Below are 19,440 nucleotides of genomic sequence, written 5' to 3' on the forward strand. Positions count from 1 at the left end.
ATCCCACAGCCCAGCCATTAGGGCGTGAACCGAGAAATCATGCAACATATACTCCCACAAGAAGCTAGCGCTCAACCTGTGCGCGTGGTGCTCTACAGCCACGATTCCCAGGGATTGGGCCACGTCCGCCGCAACCTATCCATCGCCCACCATATAGCCCGCCACTTCCCCAAGTTAACCGGCCGCCCGGTGGCGGGATTACTCGTCTCCGGTCTGCCCTATGCAAGCACCTTCCCACTGCCCGAAGGCTTTGACTGGGTCTTCATCCCCAGCATCCACAAGGCAGAGGGGGCTTATGCATCACGCTCACTGAATGCCAGCACCAAGCACCTGATTGGTCTTCGGTCGCAGCTCTTACATGCCTGCCTGCTAGGCTTCAACCCTGATTTGGTCATCATCGACCGCCATATCTTTGGTGTCATGCGAGAACTCCAGACCCCACTCATCACCCTGCGCCAACGCAACCCAGAGGTCCGCGTGGTACTGGGTCTACGTGAAGTTCTGGACGCCCCCGAGGTAGCACATGCCGAATGGTTCAAACACGGGGACCCCCAGAATCTCCGTCATCTCATTGACGCGATTTGGGTCTACGGAGACCGGAAGGTTCACAACCCTGTAGTAGCTGGCGAAGTCCCCGAATGTTTGGCTGATCTGGTGCGTTTTACCGGCTACCTTGCACAGGGCAGGGAGCTGACCGAAGTGCCGACCGACCCGGGGCTCACTACTCCTTTCATTCTCAGCACAGCCGGGGGCGGTTCTGACGGCTATCAGCTACTGCAGACGCTGGTTCGCACCGAGGTGCCAGATGGCTACCAACATCTGGTGGTTGCCGGGCCACAAATGAATAACCGCAAACTACTCAAGCTACAGGCCAAGGCTGCTGCTGGAACCCGCGTGGTTGGCTCCCTTCCTGGGCTCAGTGGGCTCATGGAACAAGCTGCCGCTGTGATTTCAATGGGTGGATACAACTCGGTCAACGAAATTCTTGCCACCGATACCCCAGCTCTGATTGTCCCTCGGGAAACACCGCGCACCGAACAGCTCATCCGTGCCCGTGCCCTGCAGAAAGTGGGGGCCGTGGATCTGCTCCAGGTGGGAAACCTAACGTCTGCTCTGACCGGGGCCTGGCTAGCACAAGCGGTCGGCAGCAGAGTTGATCGTTCAGGAATTAAACGGAATGGGCTAACCAAGACAGCCAAACTAGCAGCAGAAACTTTCACCAATACATACCCCGCTCCCCAGGAGGAAGCATGCACCGCATAGGTTACGTTCTTAAGGTTTACCCCCGCTTTTCTGAAACCTTTGTGCTGACAGAAATTCTTGCCCGAGAAGCTGCCGGAGCAGATCTTCGCATCTACGCGATGCGCCCCACCACCGATGCTCGTTTTCACCCAGAACTGGCCCGAGTCAAAGCGCCGGTCACCTGGGTGCCTCGCCCCACCAACGCCAACCGCTTCTGGCAGCAGGTCACCGCCTCTACCCAGGACCCCGAAATCCTAGCCAACTTTGCATCCATCCTCCCTGAGCTCACCGAGCTAGAGGCCAGCGATGTGGCTCAGGGTGTCGCGCTGGCGCAACGGGTCAAAGCTGACGGCATCACCCACCTGCACGCCCACTTCGCATCGCTGGCCGGGCGCATGGCCTGGGTTGCTTCCAAGCTAACTGGCATTCCTTATACCGTGACCACCCACGCTAAAGATATCTTCCACGAGTCGGTTGATCCCATCTGGCTACGCAGGATTTGTGGGGACGCCGCCCAAGTTCTAGCCATCAGTAGGTTCAACGAGGGCTATCTGCAGAAGGTTCTCACGGCCACCGGCGCCAACCTAGTCTTGCTCTACAACGCACTGGAGCTTTCACGTTTTGAGTACGTCAAGCCCTCCCTACCCACAGGTACGTTGCGTATCGTGGCTGTGGGCCGTTTTGTACCCAAGAAGGGTTTTAGCGAACTCTTGGGCGCTGTCGCCATCTTGGCTGAGCGAGGCGTAGATTTCTCTCTGACCCTGGGCGGGGACGGCGAGCTTGATGAGCAGCTTCGACAAAAAGTTGAACAGTTGGGGCTGACCCAGCAGGTCACCATGCCCGGGCCCCTCACCCAAGAAGAAGTACGCCAGCTGCTGCACAGCAGCGACGTTTTTGTAGCCCCCTGCGTGCCAGCGGGCGACGGCAACATGGACGGACTGCCCACGGTTGTTCTCGAAGCCATGGCCTGCGGCGCCCCGGTAGTTACCACGTCTGTTACCGGCCTACCCGAGGTGATCCGAAACGGTGAAACCGGTCTGCTTCTAGAACCGGGCGACGTGCCGGCTCTTGCTGATGCGCTGGCAAGCATCGCAGACGGGGATGTTGACACCCCGGCGCTGGCAGAGGCCGCCCGTCAACTCATTGAACAGAACTTCGATAGCAACTTTCAGGCACAGCACCTGAACACCCTAGAAACCACGGAGGCACCCTAATGCGTATCGCCTACCTCAGCCTTGACCCCGGCATCCCCATCTTTGGTAGCAAGGGTGCCTCCGTGCACGTCCAAGAAGTGGTGCGGGAATTTCTGGCGCTGGGCCACGAGGTCAGCGTTTTCACGACCCGCAAGGGCAAAGAAGTGCCCGCTGACCTTGCCGATCTGCCGGTGCACGAGTACAAAATCGGCACTAAAGACGCCGCCGAGCGCGAACTTGCCCAGCAGCAAATCACAGCGGCAATGGTAGCCGACATCGCTGAATGGGGTGCGGATTTTGTCTATGAGCGCTACTCCCTCTTCAGCACGGTTCTTGCAGACACCACCCTGCCCGGGATTCTTGAAGTCAACGCCCCTCTGATTGATGAACAGAAAACCCACCGCGTTCTAGTGAACGAAGACCAGGCTTTCACCGCCCTCACCCGTCAAGCTCAGGCAGCCAGTGCCGTCGTCTGCGTCTCTGACCCGGTCCGCGATTGGGTACTGACTCATGTTCCCGCTGCTCAGGCACACACCGTGCCCAATGGCGTCAGCATTAACCGTATCCAGCCCTCGCCTGAGGCAACCGGCACCCCCGTTGTCACCTTCGTGGGTACCCTAAAGCCCTGGCACGGGGTATCTGACCTCATTGAAGCAGCTGCCTGCGCCCAGCACGACTGGCTACTCCGCATCGTCGGTGATGGTCCAGAACGCGTGTCTCTAGAAACACAGGCCGCGAAGCTAGGGGTGCAGGTGGACTTCCGCGGTGCCGTCGTGCCCGAAAACATGCCAGCTGAAATTGCCGGCAGCGCTCTGGGCGTCGCCCCCTACCCCGCTCCCAGCAATAGCTCAGAGCACTACTTCTCCCCGCTGAAAGTCTACGAGTACCTAGCTGCTGGGTTACCCGTGGTAGCCACCGACATCGGCCAGATCCCCGAGCTCATTGACGGGGCAGGTTTACTGGTGCCAGGTTCGGACCCAGCGGCCCTAGCGGCAGCTATCGATCAGTTGGTAGCTGATCCCTCAATCCGTGCCCGGTTGGGCGCTACTGCCCGCAAATTAGCCGTGCAAAAGCATAGCTGGAGCAGCGTCGTTGCCCGAATCTTTGACCTAGCGCAGGTGCCTGCCTGTGGCTAAGTCTAAACGCATACAAAAACGCGCGCTGCGGCGCACCTTGGAGCTCCTTGCCCCAAATATTAAGCCGCAGAGAACCCTGGCAGCCGGTGGCGTCGTCGCCCTGCTCTTTGAGGTGGCCTTCCGCGTGCTAGAGCCCTGGCCCATGAAGTTCGTGATTGACGCGGTTTCGGTTTCTCTGGGTGCAAACCAGGCAGGCCCTGCAGCTTCAGTCTCCCTGCTCATCTGGTGCGGAGTTGCCCTGATTCTTATTGTGAGCCTGCGTGCGCTCTCCAACTACATGGCAACCGTCGCCTTCGCGTTGGTTGGGTCCCGTGCGTCCACTCTGCTACGCGCCCGCGTCTTTTCCCACGTTCAGGGCCTGCACCTGGGCTTCCACGCCCGCAACCGCAGCGCCGATACCGTTCAACGCATTGTGGGCGACGTGGGCAAGCTCCAGGAGGTAGCCGTTACCGCTGGTCTGCCTCTGATGGCTAATATGCTGACCCTGGTCATCATGCTGGTGGTCATGCTCATTATTGACCCGGCGCTCTCACTCGTGGTGGTACTGGCGCTGGTAGCCTTCCCGCTCCTATCGCGCGGCACAGCCAAGAAAATTACCACTGCCTCACGGAAGACCCGCAAGGCAGAGGGCCAGCTAGCCAATACAGCTCAAGAATCACTGTCCTCCATCAAGGTGGTACAGGCCTACGGGCTCGAAGAGCACATTGGCACCCGTTTTACCTCGGCTAATAAAAAGTCGCTCAAGGACGGCGTGCAGGCTAGACGTCTGGCTGCCCGTTTGGAACGCGGGACCGACGTCATCGTGGGTCTAGCAACAGCCGCAGTACTCGTGGGCGGCGCTCTGCGCGTCATGCAGGGAGCGATGACGGTGGGCGACCTTGTACTCTTCACCACCTACCTGAAAACCACCATGAAACCCCTGCGTGATATGGCAAAATACACTGGACGTATAGCCCGAGCCACCGCAAGCGGCGAGCGCGTTGCCGACCTCATGGACGTCGAAAGTGAACTGGCGGTTCTCGCTACCCCCGATGACCTCGGTGCCGTCAAGGGCGAGGTGTCCTTCAACGATGTGCACACTGACTATGAGGGGCACCCGGTCTTACGAGGTCTCAGTCTCACAGCTCGCCCCGGTGAGTTGGTAGCGGTCATCGGGCCTTCAGGAGCCGGCAAATCTACGCTGGTATCTCTCTTGGTGCGAGCTCAGGACCCCAACTGGGGCACCGTGACTATCGATGGTGTCTCGGTGGCTAGCGCCGATCTTGATGAGCTTCGTTCCAGTGTTTCCCTGCTCCATCAGGAGGCGGTGCTCTTTACCGGCACGGTTCGAGAGAACATTCGCTACGGCAGGTTTGATGCCACGGATGAGGAGGTTGAGCAGGCCGCACGGGCAGCCCATGCCCACGCTTTCATCGAGACCTTGCCCCACGGTTATGACACGGTGGTGGGTGAACGCGGTGGCACGCTCTCAGGTGGTCAGCGTCAGCGAATCGCCATTGCCCGCGCGCTGCTGCGCAACACCCCCATTGTGATTCTCGATGAGGCAACAACCGGTCTTGACCCGGAATCGGCATCACTGGTGATGGACGCTATCGAGAAACTCGTTGCGGGGCGAACCACCCTGGCGGTGACCCACGACACTGAGGTCGCTCTACGAGCTGACCGCGTGGTGTGGTTACAGGACGGTCGGGTTCTGCTCGATGACTCCCCCACCGCTTTGCTGGCTAACTCCAAGGAGTTCCGCCAGTGGGTCAATGCCGGCCAACAAAACCTTGATGATATTCGAATTGGAGATACACCATGAACGCTACGGTGATGTATACCGAGAAGATGCTGGACGCCAGCTGGCTCTCCGATGCTCTAGGGGCGCAGGTAACAGCGACTTCACTTCGTGCTAAGCCGGGAACCTCGCTGACAGCCTCCTTCACCTCTTCCGGTGCAGAAGGTCAGGACGCCTCAGGCTGGGTGCGTCTGATGTGGCCGGCCGGAGCAGGTAAGGCAGAAAAGCATAGACGCAAAGCAGCCAAGTTGGGCTTAAGCGTGCAGCAGAGTGAGTTGCCCGATGGTTTTACTCTCCAGTGGGGTGGGGTTAAAACCGACCCTAAGCTAATGATGCATCTCGTTTCCTTTGAGGGTCTGAATGACGGTGAAATTCTGCGCTATAACCCCTTGCGCCGCCTGGTGATCCGCAACGGTTATCGAGTCTCCCGCATCGTCACCTCCGCAGACCCCCACAGCACTGACCTCTACCGTTTTGTGGGTTTACATGTGCCTGTACCTGAAGTGCTGGACGCCGATACGGGCACCGGTATGGACGTGCTGCGTTTCGTGGGCACCAGGGATCTCAGCTCGGGTCTCTCCACCACTCAAGCTACGTCTGTCGGTACGCTCTTCGCTGGTCTGCATGCTTCGGTTGATTCTCTACCCAACTATCTCAATCGTCATCTGGCGGCTAAGAATATTTCTCCTGCTGTCCAGTTAGAAGCGCATGCTTCCCTCTTTGATGTGCTGGCCCCAGAACTTGCTGGCCGCACCCGTGCACTGGCCGCAGCGTTCAAGCCCCTATCAGGGCCGCCGGTATTGCTGCACGGGGATGCCTCACCGGACCAGGTTCTGACGGATGAGGCCACCGGGGCGCTCTGGCTTACTGACTTTGACCGGGCTTATCTGGGCCCAGCCCCCGTTGATATTGGTTCTTTTATGGCAACCTCACCCACCGAGGTCAGTGCCGCCTTCTTCGAGGGCTACAGCAGCGCGGCGGGGCACGGGCTGCCGGTTCTAGATCTTCAACATGCCTTGGCTGGAGCTCTTGCCCTGCGTCTGGCCGACCCGCTCCGCAGTGCTCAACCCGGTTGGAAGGCCGAGGTTGAGGCGGCCCTGAGCAGAATTGAGCAGATGCTATGAGTGCTAATACCACGGCTTTAGAAGCCCTGCGACGCTACCACCGCACTAGCCCGGTGCGCAGAGCGTGGCCGGCCAAAGACGGTGCCCTCATTTTTGAAACATTCGACACCCAGGGGCTCCTGCGCGCGGGGAAGGTCACCGCTGAAGGGAATATTTCCCTGCTCATCTATGGGGCTGATAAGAAGCTACCCTGGTTAGAAGCGGTTGTGGACGGCGGTGCGCAGCTTCTGGTGCACCGGGCCGGCAAACGCGCCGTCACCAGGGAACACCACGCAGTTACTAAGCACCTACGCCCCGGTAAGGCAGAAAAGGTAGCAGCTCTATCCAGCAGCTTGGGTGAGGTTTTTGAAGAGGCAGGTTTTAGCTCGGCCAGCGTCCTTGCGGTGCGCGAGCAATCTCTTGATTTTTCACTTCTACCCGGCCAGACCTTGTTAGAGCTGGGCGATGACTCTCTGCCGGCATGGGAGGTCTTTGCAGACTCCTGGAAACGGTTTTTGACCCTGGGGAAAGATCTGGCTGATGTGACTCACTACCCACTCCACGGCTCAGTGGAGGAAAAAAGGGTGCTAGCCCAATGGATTGAGTCTGCTCGCAACTTCGCCGCCCTCGACCGCATCAACGACCTCGAGGGGGCAGCAGAAGCCGTTGCAACCGCTCTGGCAGAAAAGCCGGATCAGCCCGTCCTGCTTCACCGTGATCTCCACGATAAGCAGTTGCTCTGGAACGGTTCGCAGCTGGGAATTCTTGACATTGATACCGCGGCAATCGGCGAAGCTGCCCTGGATGTAGGCAACCTTCTGGCTCACATTGAGCTGCGCCGAATTCAGGGGCATCTCACCGCTAAAAAAGCCGCCGAGATCACCGTGATTTTGTGGGATCTCGCCCAAGAGGCCGGAATCAGCTCTCAGAGACTCAGGGCTTACACCCAGGGTTCCCGCATTCGGATCACCTGCGTTTACGCTTTCCGCCCCCGCTCCGCCCCTTGGCTTGCTACCTGGCTTGATTGGGCACTAGCCCACACCCCCTCAGTTTTTTAAACATCACCATCTCAAAGGAACATTTCATGAAAATCTCAGTCATTGGTTGCGGCTACCTCGGTGCCGTCCACGCAGCGGCTATGGCTGATCTTGGTCACGAGGTCATCGGTGTTGACGTCGATGCCTCCCGCATCGAGGCGCTAGCTGCGGGTCAAGCCCCCTTCTTTGAACCGGGCTTCCCCGAGATTCTGCGCGCCGCCTTAGATTCGGGCAAACTCCGCTTTGCTCTGGCTCCCGCGTCAGAAGAACTCGCTGACGTTGACGTCCACTTCATCGCTGTGGGAACCCCGCAGTCTGAGGACGGCAAGGCAGCTAATCTCACCTACGTGAACTCCGCCGTGGACATGGTGCTGGCGGCTCTGCCCAGCTCTGATACCGCCGCTGAAGCTGGCCACCCCGTCATTGTGGGTAAGTCCACCGTTCCCGTGGGCACTGCCTCTGCCCTAGCCCCTCGCGTCGAAGCCGCCGGCGCCACCCTGCTGTGGAACCCCGAGTTCCTGCGTGAAGGCTTTGCGGTTGCAGACACTCTGCACCCGGACCGACTAGTCTACGGTCTGCCCCAGGATGCTGAACGGGCTGAGACCGGTGCTGCTGCACTGGAGATGATCTATGCTCCCCTGCTGGCAGAGGGTATCCCCCTCATCAAGACCAGCTACCCTACCGCCGAGCTGGTTAAGGTCGCCGCTAATTCCTTCCTCGCTACCAAGATCAGTTTTATCAACGCGATGGCTGAGCTCTGCGAGGCTACCGGTGGGGATGTCACTGAGCTTGCCACCGCTATCGGTTATGACGAGCGTATTGGCAACAAGTTCTTGAAGGCCGGTATCGGTTTCGGTGGAGGTTGCCTGCCCAAGGACATCCGAGCCTTTCAGGCCCGGGCTGAGGAGCTGGGCGTTGAAAGCGCGGTCAGCTTCCTGCGCGATGTGGACGCTATTAATCAGCGCCGTCGCGACCGCGTGGTCGCACAAGCAATCAAGATTTTTGACAGAGAGATTGAGAACGCAAAAATTACGGTTCTGGGTGCCGCGTTCAAGCCCAACAGCGACGACATCCGTGACTCCCCTGCTCTTGAGGTGGCCCTGCGTCTGGCGGACGCCGGCGCTCAGGTAACCATTACCGACCCCGAGGCACTACCGGGTGTTGCTACCCGCTACCCCCAGCTCATCACCGAGGCAGATGTGTTGACCGCACTGACGGGCAGTGATCTGGTGCTTCTGCTGACGGAATGGGCCGAGTTCGTCAACATTGACCCTGTGCGGGCGACAGAGCTGGTGGGCACCGCTCGTATTATTGACGGGCGTAATGCCCTTGACCCCCGCATCTGGCAGGACGCCGGCTGGAGCTACGCCGGACTCGGCAGGTAGCTTATGCGATCAAGCGTCACCGCCCGCCCCTTCTCTCTTTGACCGGAGAGGAAACCTCGGTCAAAGAGAGAAAGTACGGGCTAAGCAATAGGCTACCTTCTTGTGTTGTTAGCTATCGAGGCAGGCTGGGCCCAATAGCACCTTGAGGTCGCCAAAGAGCGCGGGGTTGGGGGTGACGCGCAGGTCAGGTGCCAGACGCAGTAGCAGTTTCTTGGTGCGGGTGGCCATGGCAATGCGCACCTCTGATTCACCGCGGTGATTCTTCAAAATGTCGCGCAGCTGGCCCAGGGTTTCCTCGGTCGCCTTGTACTCGGGAATAACAATGGTGACCGGGCCACCCGTGCCATCTGCCGAAATTTCGGGGATGTGCAGCTCCTGAGCGCTGAGGGTCACCGAACCGTCATCGCGGCGCTGCAGACGGCCCTTGATGGTACAGATGAGATCCTCAGATAAGACGCCGGCAATCGGCTCATAGGCGCGGCCAAAGAACATGACCTCAATAGAGCCGGTACGGTCTTCTAGTTCAAGGCGGGCATAGGGGTTACCGGACTGCTTGGCAATGCGGCGGGAGACCGAAGTGATCATGCCGGCAACGGTCACGATAGCCCCATCGGGCTTGACCGAATCCTCTGAGAGCAGTCCCTGAATCGTCGAGTCTGAGAGAGCATCGAGCGCCTCCTCTAGCCCGCGCAGGGGGTGATCTGAAACGTAGAGACCCAGCATTTCGCGTTCAAAGTTGAGTTTGTCGCGCTTTTCCCATTCGGGTACATCCGGGATGGCGACGGTGAAGTCCCCTACCGGGTTATCGTCTTCACCGCCCAGACCACCGAAAAGGTCAAACTGGCCGGCTGCCTCCTGGCGCTTGACCGAAACGGTGGCGTCAATGGCTTCTTCGTGAATCATGGACAGCGGGCGGCGGTCATGACCCAGCGAGTCGAAGGCACCAGCTTTAATAAGGGAGTCTACGGTGCGCTTGTTGCAGACCACCACGGGCACCTTACTGAGGAAATCGTGGAAGGACTCATAACGGCCCTTCTCTTCGCGGGTAGACACCATGGCCGAGACCACGTTGGCACCCACGTTGCGGATAGCGCCCATACCGAAACGGATGTCCTTCCCAACAGGGGTGAAGTTCAAGGCTGATTCGTTGACATCGGGCGGGAGCACCGTGATTTTCATGTGACGACACTCGTTGAGGTAGAGCGCTAGTTTGTCTTTATCATCGCCCACGCTGGTCAGCAGTGCTGCCATGTATTCTTGCGGGAAGTGAGCTTTGAGGTAGGCAGTCCAGTAGGAGACCAGACCGTAAGCTGCAGTGTGCGCCTTGTTAAAGGCGTAGTCAGAGAAGGGCAGCAGAATATCCCAGAGAGCTTTCACAGCGCCTTCGGAATAGCCGTTATCTAGCATGCCCTGATGGAAGGTAGCGTACTGCTTATCCAGCTCTTCCTTCTTCTTCTTACCCATGGCTCGGCGCAGAATATCCGCTTCGCCCAGCGAGTAGCCCGCTACCTTCTGTGCAATCGCCATAACCTGCTCCTGGTAGACAATCAGGCCGTAGGTGGTATCCAAGATTTCAGCCAGGGGCTCTTCGAGCTCAGGGTGAATGGGGGTAACGTCCTGCAAACCGTTCTTACGCAGGGCGTAGTTGGTGTGGGAGTTAGCGCCCATAGGGCCGGGGCGGTAGAGTGCGAGCACCGCGGAAATGTGCTCGAAGTGATCCGGCTGCATGAGCTTGAGTAGCTGACGCATAGGCCCTCCATCGAGCTGGAAGACACCCAGGGTGTCCCCTCGTGCCAGCAGCTTATAGGATTCCGCGTCGTCGATTTCCAAGGTTTCCAGATCAATCTCTTGATCGCGGTTCATTTTGATGTTCTCAAGGGCATCAGAAATGATGGTCAGGTTACGCAGACCCAAGAAGTCCATCTTAATCAGCCCCAGGCCCTCACAGGTGGGGTAATCAAACTGAGTGATAACCTGCCCGTCCTGCTCACGACGCATAATGGGAATAACGTCGATGAGGTTGTGGCTTGACATAATGACGCCCGCCGCGTGTACGCCCCACTGGCGCTTTAGCCCCTCAAGGCCCTTAGCGGTTTCAAAGACCTTAGCTGAATCGGGGTCGGTTTCGATGAGTTCACGCAGATCTCCGGCATCCTGGTAGCGCTTATCCTCGGGGTTGTACACATTGGCGAGAGCGATGTTCTTACCCATGACGTCATCCGGCATGGCCTTAGTCAGGCGCTCACCGGTAGAGAAGGGGTAGCCCAGGACGCGGGAGGAGTCTTTCAGCGCCTGCTTCGCCTTAATGGTGCCGTAGGTGACGATCATTGCCACCTTGTCTTCACCGTACTTCTCGGTCACGTAGTGAATCACCTCGGAGCGGCGGCGATCATCGAAGTCCACATCGAAGTCGGGCATGGAAACGCGGTCGGGGTTGAGGAATCGTTCGAAGATTAGGTCATGTTCAAGGGGATTGAGGTCGGTGATACGCATGGCGTAAGCAACCATCGAACCTGCACCCGAGCCTCGGCCCGGGCCTACGCGGATGCCCTGTTCTTTCGCCCAGTTGATGAAGTCGGCAACCACCAGGAAGTAGCCGGGAAAGCCCATCTGCGAGATGATGCCGACTTCGTATTCGGCCTGTTTGCGGACGTCATCGGGGATGCCTTTGGGGAAGCGGTAGTGCAGGCCCCGTTCGACTTCTTTGACGAACCAGGATTCCTCGTTTTCCCCTGCGGGTACGGGGAAGTTAGGCATGTAGTTGGCTTTGGTGTTGAATTCAACGTGGCAGCGCTCAGCGATTTCCATGGTGTTATCGCAGGCCTCAGGGAAGTCACGGAAGAGCTCGCGCATCTCAGCCGGGGATTTGAGGTAGAAGTCATCGGCATCGAATTTGAAGCGCTTGGGGTCCTGCAGGGTTGAACCGGACTGGACGCAGAGTAGCGCGGCGTGTGCCTTGGCGTCCTCTGCATGAGTGTAGTGCAGATCGTTGGTAGCGACCAGGGGTAGGTCTAGCTCCTTGGAGAGCTTGATGAGGTCGGTCATGACCTGCTTTTCGATGGACAGTCCGTGGTCCATAATTTCGCAGTAGAAGTTCTCTTTGCCAAAGATGTCCCGGAAGTCGCTGGCAGCCTGCACGGCTTCTTTGTACTGCCCCAGACGCAGGCGGGTCTGCACTTCACCCGAGGGGCAACCGGTGGTTGCAATAATGCCCTTGCCGTAGGTCTGCAACAGGTCGCGGTCCATACGAGGCTTATAGAGCTGACCTTCCAAGGAGGCCAGAGAGGATGCACGGAACATATTGTGCATGCCCTCGGTGGTCTCTGCCCACATAGTCATGTGGGTGTAGGCACCGCCACCGGAGACATCGTCGCGTCCGCCGTCTGCAAACTTGACGCGGGTGCGGTCCTGACGCGCGGTACCGGGGGTCAGGTAGGCCTCGACTCCGATAATGGGCTTAACCCCAGCCTGGGTGGCCTTGTTCCAGAAGTCAAAGGCACCAAAGAGGAAGCCGTGGTCGGTAGTTGCCAGGGCGTTCATGCCCAGCTCTTTGGAGTGGCTAAAGAGGTCCCCTAGGCGGGCAGCACCATCTAGCATGGAGTACTCGGTATGAACGTGCAGGTGGGTGAAGTCGTTATGAGCCACGAGGGTTTCCTGTTCGGTGCAAGGTGCCGGTTGGGGGTGCTTTAGAAGTTGCCGTCTGCCAGAGAGTCCAGAGCGAACTGCAGATCAGCTGGGTAGGGGCTCTCAAATTCAACGTAGTCGCCGGTACTGGGGTGGGCAAAGCCCAGCTTGTGGGCGTGTAGCCACTGTCGAGTCAGACCTAGGTTGGCTGAAATCATGGGGTCAGCCCCGTAGGTCAGGTCACCGGCGCAGGGGTGACGCAGGGCCGAGAAGTGAACACGGATCTGGTGAGTGCGCCCGGTTTCAAGGTGCACTTCGACCAGTGACGCCGGGCCAAAGGCCTCAATCAGCTCGTAGTGGGTCACGGCGGGCTTGCCCTCCTCGTTCACCGCGAACTTCCATTCGCTGCCGGGGTGGCGGCCGATGGGAGCATCAATGGTGCCCTTGACCGGGTCTGGTAGCCCCTGAACCAGGGTGTGATAAACCTTGGTGACGGTGCGGTCCTTGAAGGCATTCTTCATGACCGTGTAAGCCTTTTCGTTCTTGGTCACCACCATAAGACCGGAGGTGCCTACGTCCAAGCGATGCACAATGCCCTTACGTTCGGCAGCACCGCTGGTGGCAATTTCAACCCCGGCATGTTTGAGTGCTCCGACCACAGTAGGGCCGTGCCAGCCCATAGAGGGGTGGGCTGCTACACCGGTTGGCTTATCGACCACCACAATGTCATCATCCTCATAGACGATGCTAAAACCGTCTACCTGTTCGGCCTCAATCTGGGTCAAGTCCCTGGGCGGGGTGCCGTCCACCGAAACCTTATCGCCCTCGGAAACCTTAGATGAAGCTTTTGCTTTGAGGGGACGCCCGGTAGCAGCAACAGCGGTGACCTCACCGTTCTTGATCCAGCCGCTCACCGTGGTGCGGGCATGGCCAGATATTTCGGCCAGCAGGGCATCCAGTCGCATGGCTCCCTGAGTGGCCTCAACGGTATGTTCGATAATGATGCGTTCACTCACGACTTACTTCTCCTCTTGTACAGCAATTTTCTTGGCACTCACTTCACGGTTGCCGTCCATTCTGATTCCCCAAAAGGTCAGTAGGACAATGACGCCCATAGAAACGCAAATAGCTGAATCAGCTAAATTAAAGATGGCAAAGTTGGGAACTGAGATGTAGTCCACTACGTGCCCAATTCCAAAGCCAGGTTCGCGGAAGAGACGGTCATGGAGGTTGCCCACGATGCCGCCCATCAAAACTGCCAACCATACCGTCCACGCCAAAGAACGCGCACGCGCAATCAGTACCATGCAGACGAGAGCGCCCAGGGTAGAAATAATGGTGAAAATCCAGGTGGTGTTCTCCCCCATGGAGAAGGCTGCGCCGGGGTTGAGATAGTAGCGCCACCACAGCAAACCATCAATCACAGGGATGGACTGGCCCACATACATAGTGGTTTCAACAATATATTTAATGATTTGATCAGCGCCATAGACCAGAAGGAAGAGAAAAGCAGCGAGCACTAACTTTTTAACCCCGCTCACTCGTCGAACCGGAGTCAAAGCGGTATCTTTTTGCTGGACCTCTGTCACGGCACCCTTTCGTCATCCTTTGATTCTTAATCAGCCTCTAGCTTATCGCTTATCTCTCGCAGGTCGCACGAGATGCAGTATCTTAAACATCTCAGGCGGCAACCTTAATTGGTTGCCGCCTGAGCAGGAATTGAGAACAGTACCAATTCACAACTGACTCTTGAGCCGGGAAAGCCTTATTTTTCTTGGTCTGATTTCAGATCCAAAGCCTGCTGGCCTGTGAGAAGAGAAGGAGTCTCCAGGGGTTCAAGGTGAGGGGTTTGTTCCAAGGCCGACAGCTGCTCAGTAATATAGGTGCGCAGTGAAGAGCGGTAGGTGCTTTCAAAGCTACGCAGCTGATCTACAGACTGCTCAAGTTCAACCCTAGCCTGCTCGAGCTCGCCCAGAACCTGGTCTGACTCATCGCGAGCGGTAGATACCAAAAGGTTAGCCTCTTCGCGGCCCTCTACGATCAGACGTTCGCGCTCTCGCTTACCTTCGATGACATAGTCATCGTGAACCTTCTGAGCCAGGGCCAGAAGACCAGCAGCTTCGGAAGAAGTAGCAGACGTTACCTCTGGCTCGGAAGCAATTTCAGGAACATCACTTAATACCGGAGCTGTGGAGGCTGGAGATTCTGCGGCAGGGAAAGGAGCCTGAGCTTCTGCTTCTTTAAGCTGGTCCTTAAGGCTACTATTTTCAGCGTTCAAACGGCGTAACTCGATGACAATTTCATCGAGAAAATCGTCAACCTCTTCGGGGTTGTATCCCTCTTTAAACTTGGTTGGCTGAAACCTTTTATTGATAACTTCCTCAGGCGTAAGTGCCACGGTAGTTCACCTCTAATTCTATGTTTTACGCTTCTCATTCATCTCACTACCAAACTATTGGTAGGTGAACTTCATTGAGTTCTCAAATTTTTTATAAATTTTTGAACCATGAATATTGATGAAAGTGATGCTAGCTCTACTTGGTACGAGTCAGTAAAGCCGGTAGTTCCCCTTACTACAACAATAAACTACATGCTGTGTGGAACGGTTGCAAGAATAGAGACTGGCACCCCCCCATGAGCTAATCATCACGCTTAGAGCCTTGACTTTGAAAGTAATCTCGTGTTCTTATCACCTTTCAAAAGGGCAGAAAAGCGCTGTGCCTTATGAGGTACGAACAGTCAAGGACATAAGTACGGTTTGCAGAATAAACAGACTGATAAGCAAAATCATGAAACCTAAGTCAAGTGATATACCACCCAAACGAAGTGGCTTGATATAGCGCCTCGCAAGGTTCATGGGAGGGTCTGTCACACCGTAGACAAAGGACACAAGAATCAGCATAACCCCTTGAGGGCGCCAGTATCTTGCAAACATCTGAATCCAGTCAAGCACTAAGCGTGCCATAAATACCACAATCAGCAAATAAACTGCGATTGTTAGGAAAGCAAAAATATAACCCACGAAAAACTACTTCAATTAATCCTGGTTGAAGAGGTTGCTGTCATCGCTGTCCAAAGCAACCGGAATCTCAGTACCTTCGGCACCCAGGACCTCTAGGTTCGCCGGAGTCAGCAAGAAGACCTTATCGGTAACCCTCTCAATCGAACCGTGCAAGGCGAAAGCCAAGCCAGCTGAAAAATCAACCAGACGCTTAGCGTCGGTATCTCCCATATCGGTCACGTTCATAATGACCGGAATGTTCTCGCGGAAGGATTCACCAATGATTTTTGCATCGTTGTAAGAACGAGGGTGAATGGTGGTGATACGGCGCAATTCTTCGTCGCTTTCGTTGGGGGTATAACGGTTGGCAGGTCGCTCGACAGGAGCAAAATGAGCAGAGGACTGCTCTTGGTCGCGGTAGTTATCCGCGGAGAGTGAGGACGTGGCAGAGCTTTGGAACGGCGCATACAGATCATCTGACTCCGAGGCCCTCACCGATCGAGAGTTACCCAGGGTGCCCAGCAAAACATCCCGGTCATCTGTCACAGAGGCTTCTGCATGGGGCTCCTCGTAGGCAACCTCGTCGTCGAAGGGCTGGTAGGTATCATCTGCTTCGAATACGGTCTCTTCATAGACAGGTTCTAACCTTCTAGAAGCCTGTTGAGACCGTTCGGTCTCATTCTCTGCTAGCCCTAGGTAAGCCATTGCCTGATGCAAGGTACGAGCCATATTTATCTCCTTCAACAGGCAACCACCACTGGGCAGTTACACCGTTACCTCTTAAATCCTTAGGTTTTCACGCTATCAAAACGCACCCCCATTTCAGGGGAGGCCAGCAGCTTAAGTTTACCGGGTTAGCCCTCACTTCACAGCATTGGTCTTTTCCCCATGATGTGAGAACCTACTCTCACATTGGTAGACCCCCACCGAATAGCTGCCTCAAGGTCGCTACTCATGCCCGCTGAAATAGTCCTTGCCTCGGGGAAATCGCCCCATAGCTTTTCAGCGGTTCTATACAAACGCTCAAAAGCTACATCTGCGTTCTGATCCAGTGGCGCTACCGCCATCACTCCGCCCAAGACTAGTCCGGGTAAACGAGAGATCTGATGGGCCAGCTCCAGGGTCTCTTCTGGAGATGCTCCACCTCTGGCACCCAAAGAGGCTTGGCCCGCAGTCGAGGGAGCCTGGGGGTTCAGACCAACCTGGATAAGACACTTTAGCCCACCGTTTGCCAGGGAGGCAGGTGACGGTCCTTCCCCTGCCTCGTAGCGCTTGAGTTGGTTAAGGTAAGCCTTAGACAAAGACTCCGCTAACGATAGGCGATCAACCGACTGAACCTCATGCGCATATTTGACAACAGACTTGGCTTTATTGGTTTGCAGTTGTCCGATAAAAGACCAGCGCAGGGGATCGCCGGAAGGAGCGTGCAGTAATAGCTGGGTAGCCTTACCACTGGCCTCCTGGTCACGGTTCTCTCCTACCGACCGTACGCCCATGTCGTAAAGGGCAGCCACATCCTCTGCTGGAAATAATTTAGTCACCACCGTAAGCTCTGGTAACGCAGAAGTTCGAGCACGCACCGCGCTCAAATCCTGGGAGGCTACGGCAATCTGTGCCTGCACCTCCTGAAGATGATGTGATAACTCCTTGGCACGTGCCTCTGAATACATCAACATGATGAACCCAACCTATCCTTTTTCAACCCATACAAGTCCAGCGATTCTGCCTGCTTCCCTGCCGTGTGCTACGGCTCGGTGAGAAAACAGTTGCTCTGTTTCAAGCGTACAAGCGCTAAACTCATCTGATACTTCAGTGACAGCAGGCAGTTTGTGCAGGACGGCGTGGGCACCCGCAGGGAGGTCAAGAGCCGGCGTTCCCCAACTGGTGGTAGAAGCAACCTCCGGTAGCAAGCGGCTTGATGCCCGGTGCATCTCTGCGGGCACTTCATAACAGCGTCCGCAGATTGAAGGGCCAATCCACACTCGAATATTCTCTGCACTCCGTGCAAGGAGCTCTTGAACGGTGGCTTCAATCACGCCATCCAGTAACCCCCGACGCCCCGCGTGCGCTACCCCCAGAATCGGTGAACCGGTTGCCCGATGCTCCCCCACAAAAACCAGAGGGATGCAGTCTGCGACCATAATGGACAGCGCACGGGAGTCGCACGAGACAGCGGCATCGGCCACCGGCGCAGCAGACCTCAGCTGACGGGCTGCATCTTCATCCCCGGTTCTGGCGTGTCGCGCTACTACCACCTGATCAGCGTCGCATACCTCCGTTCCATGAACCTGCTCTAAATACATAAAGCCAACGGCAGCGTTGGGCCCCAGCAAAACATCTTCAAGATATGCTCTGTGGTCAGCTGCCTCAGCGGGGTTATCGCCCACGTGCAGACCTAGGTTACCGGCAGCGCGGGAGGTAAATCCCAGGTGGACCGTACTGCCATCAGCTGTGCTAACGGCGTAGCGGGAGTACAAAACATCGTGCATTGATTTGCTTTCTGAGGCCAAGGGTATGTGCTAAAAACTCTACCGCGCAAAAGTGGGGGTGAAGGCACATCTTGCCTTCACCCCCACCGCATCAAATTGTGATGGTCGATGCCTTACTTCAGGAAGTCGGGAACATCCAGAGTGTCGCGTCGGTTAGACGGCGTCTCTTCAACCACGGGGGGCAAATCAACGTCAAAGCCAGCGTTGGTGGGAACATCATTGTTGTTTGATTCCCAGGTGTTAGCAGCCGGTGCACTGAAACCGCGTGAAGCTGAAGAGGGAGCAGATGCGCCTCCGAAGCTCTGCTGGGTGCGTGCTGCCTGGTTGGCTGCTGCGTTGGTGCTATTGGAGTTGGTTTCGGGGTTGACCGAATCAAAACCAGCGGCAATCACGGTAACGCGTGCTTCATCGCCCAGGGCATCGTCGATGACGGCGCCAAAGATGATGTTGGCGTCGGGGTGGGCAACTTCCTGAACCAGGCGTGCTGCCTCGTTGATTTCGAAGAGACCCAGGTCTGAACCACCCTGGATGGACAGCAGAACGCCGTGAGCGCCGTCGATGGATGCCTCGAGCAGAGGGGATGCAATCGCCAGTTCGGCTGCCTTAACGGCACGGTCTTCACCGGAAGCTGAGCCAATGCCCATGAGAGCTGAACCAGCACCCTGCATGACGGACTTGACGTCTGCAAAGTCAAGGTTAATCAGCCCGGGGGTGGTGATGAGGTCGGTGATGCCCTGAACGCCCGAGAGCAGAACCTGGTCAGCTGACTTGAAGGCATCGAGCATGGAAACGTTGCGGTCTGAGATGGAGAGCAGACGGTCGTTGGGGATGACGATGAGGGTATCAACTTCATCGCGTAGAGCGGCGATACCGGTCTCTGCCTGGTTTGAACGACGGCGGCCTTCAAAGGTGAAGGGGCGGGTCACAACACCAATGGTTAGTGCGCCCAGTGAGCGGGCGATGCGGGCGACGACGGGTGCGCCACCGGTACCGGTGCCACCACCTTCACCAGCGGTTACAAATACCATATCGGCGCCCTTCAGCACCTCTTCAATTTCCTGCTCGTGGTCTTCAGCAGCCTGGCGTCCAACATCGGGGTTAGCACCAGCGCCAAGGCCGCGGGTCAGTTCACGGCCCACGTCGAGCTTTACATCCGCATCTGACATAAGCAGTGCCTGAGCATCAGTGTTGATAGCGATGAACTCAACACCGCGCAGACCGACCTCAATCATACGGTTAACGGCGTTTACGCCACCGCCGCCGATGCCGACTACTTTGATAACTGCCAGGTAGTTCTGGGGAGCTGATGTATCCATGGATTCCCTACTGTTTTTACTCTTAGACACAAATCTAAACCTTCACTTTAAAGTTTAGATTGGAACATTTTATTTACTCAATCAATGAAAGATTATCAACTTCACGGGTAGGTTGTCGCCCCAGTGTCGGTTCA

General features: G+C 56.8%; 16 protein-coding genes. 7 read left to right on the forward strand and 9 right to left on the reverse strand.

All coding sequences use genetic code 11. The features are described 5' to 3' along the window. Positions 1-39 precede the first annotated feature (39 nt). Genes VVR27_RS08560 through VVR27_RS08590 form a run of 7 tightly spaced genes read left to right on the forward strand, consistent with a single transcriptional unit; the run spans position 40 to position 8,876 of the window. Positions 40-1,263 (forward strand): glycosyltransferase family protein, encoded by a 1,224-nt coding sequence (locus tag VVR27_RS08560; RefSeq protein ID WP_368547967.1) that lies wholly within the window; start codon positions 40-42, stop codon positions 1,261-1,263. Continuing rightward, on the forward strand, positions 1,251-2,456 hold the full coding sequence (locus VVR27_RS08565) for a glycosyltransferase (RefSeq protein WP_368547968.1): 1,206 nt from the start codon (positions 1,251-1,253) through the stop codon (positions 2,454-2,456). Before VVR27_RS08560 ends, VVR27_RS08565 begins: the two co-directional genes overlap by 13 nt. Beyond that, on the forward strand, positions 2,456-3,571 hold the full coding sequence (locus VVR27_RS08570) for a glycosyltransferase family 4 protein (protein ID WP_368547969.1): 1,116 nt from the start codon (positions 2,456-2,458) through the stop codon (positions 3,569-3,571). Before VVR27_RS08565 ends, VVR27_RS08570 begins: the two co-directional genes overlap by 1 nt. Further along, positions 3,564-5,375, forward strand: a complete 1,812-nt coding sequence (locus tag VVR27_RS08575; protein ID WP_368547970.1) for an ABC transporter ATP-binding protein — start codon at positions 3,564-3,566, stop codon at positions 5,373-5,375. The genes VVR27_RS08570 and VVR27_RS08575 overlap by 8 nt, the downstream gene beginning before the upstream one ends. Beyond that, on the forward strand, positions 5,372-6,475 hold the full coding sequence (locus VVR27_RS08580; protein WP_368547971.1) for an aminoglycoside phosphotransferase family protein: 1,104 nt from the start codon (positions 5,372-5,374) through the stop codon (positions 6,473-6,475). Before VVR27_RS08575 ends, VVR27_RS08580 begins: the two co-directional genes overlap by 4 nt. Then, entirely contained in the window at positions 6,472-7,512 is a 1,041-nt protein-coding gene (locus tag VVR27_RS08585; protein ID WP_368547972.1) for a phosphotransferase, read from the forward strand. The genes VVR27_RS08580 and VVR27_RS08585 overlap by 4 nt, the downstream gene beginning before the upstream one ends. Positions 7,513-7,538: 26 nt before the next feature. Then, positions 7,539-8,876 (forward strand): UDP-glucose/GDP-mannose dehydrogenase family protein, encoded by a 1,338-nt coding sequence (locus VVR27_RS08590; RefSeq protein ID WP_368547973.1) that lies wholly within the window; start codon positions 7,539-7,541, stop codon positions 8,874-8,876. Between the two features lie 108 nt (positions 8,877-8,984). Here VVR27_RS08590 and dnaE read toward each other — a convergent pair whose 3' ends face one another. From dnaE to ftsZ, 9 genes are all read right to left on the reverse strand, one after another. Continuing rightward, the gene (dnaE, locus tag VVR27_RS08595; RefSeq protein ID WP_368547974.1) at positions 8,985-12,521 is read right to left on the reverse strand and encodes a DNA polymerase III subunit alpha; all 3,537 of its coding nucleotides are present in this window, start codon (positions 12,519-12,521) and stop codon (positions 8,985-8,987) included. A 41-nt stretch (positions 12,522-12,562) separates the two neighbouring features. Next, positions 12,563-13,465, reverse strand: a complete 903-nt coding sequence (locus tag VVR27_RS08600) for an RluA family pseudouridine synthase (protein WP_368548049.1) — start codon at positions 13,463-13,465, stop codon at positions 12,563-12,565. A gap of 54 nt (positions 13,466-13,519) precedes the next feature. Beyond that, positions 13,520-14,089, reverse strand: coding sequence for a signal peptidase II (gene lspA, locus VVR27_RS08605; RefSeq protein ID WP_251379796.1), 570 nt, complete (start codon positions 14,087-14,089; stop codon positions 13,520-13,522). A gap of 176 nt (positions 14,090-14,265) precedes the next feature. Continuing rightward, positions 14,266-14,898: a DivIVA domain-containing protein gene (locus VVR27_RS08610; RefSeq protein WP_368547975.1), complete on the reverse strand. Its 633-nt coding sequence runs from the start codon at positions 14,896-14,898 to the stop codon at positions 14,266-14,268. A gap of 324 nt (positions 14,899-15,222) precedes the next feature. After that, positions 15,223-15,522, reverse strand: a complete 300-nt coding sequence (locus VVR27_RS08615) for a YggT family protein (protein WP_368547976.1) — start codon at positions 15,520-15,522, stop codon at positions 15,223-15,225. A gap of 15 nt (positions 15,523-15,537) precedes the next feature. Continuing rightward, entirely contained in the window at positions 15,538-16,230 is a 693-nt protein-coding gene (locus VVR27_RS08620) for a cell division protein SepF (protein ID WP_368547977.1), read from the reverse strand. Positions 16,231-16,367: 137 nt separating this feature from the next. Then, positions 16,368-17,177, reverse strand: coding sequence for a YggS family pyridoxal phosphate-dependent enzyme (locus VVR27_RS08625; protein ID WP_368547978.1), 810 nt, complete (start codon positions 17,175-17,177; stop codon positions 16,368-16,370). Between the two features lie 12 nt (positions 17,178-17,189). Continuing rightward, a complete protein-coding gene (locus VVR27_RS08630) occupies positions 17,190-17,990 on the reverse strand; it encodes a polyphenol oxidase family protein (RefSeq protein ID WP_368547979.1) in 801 nt (266 codons plus the stop codon). A gap of 113 nt (positions 17,991-18,103) precedes the next feature. Next, a complete protein-coding gene (gene ftsZ, locus VVR27_RS08635) occupies positions 18,104-19,306 on the reverse strand; it encodes a cell division protein FtsZ (protein ID WP_346924286.1) in 1,203 nt (400 codons plus the stop codon). Positions 19,307-19,440 lie beyond the last annotated feature (134 nt).

This window comes from Rothia sp. LK2492, from assembly GCF_040946345.1.
GTDB classification, from domain to species: Bacteria; Actinomycetota; Actinomycetes; order Actinomycetales; family Micrococcaceae; genus Rothia; species Rothia endophytica.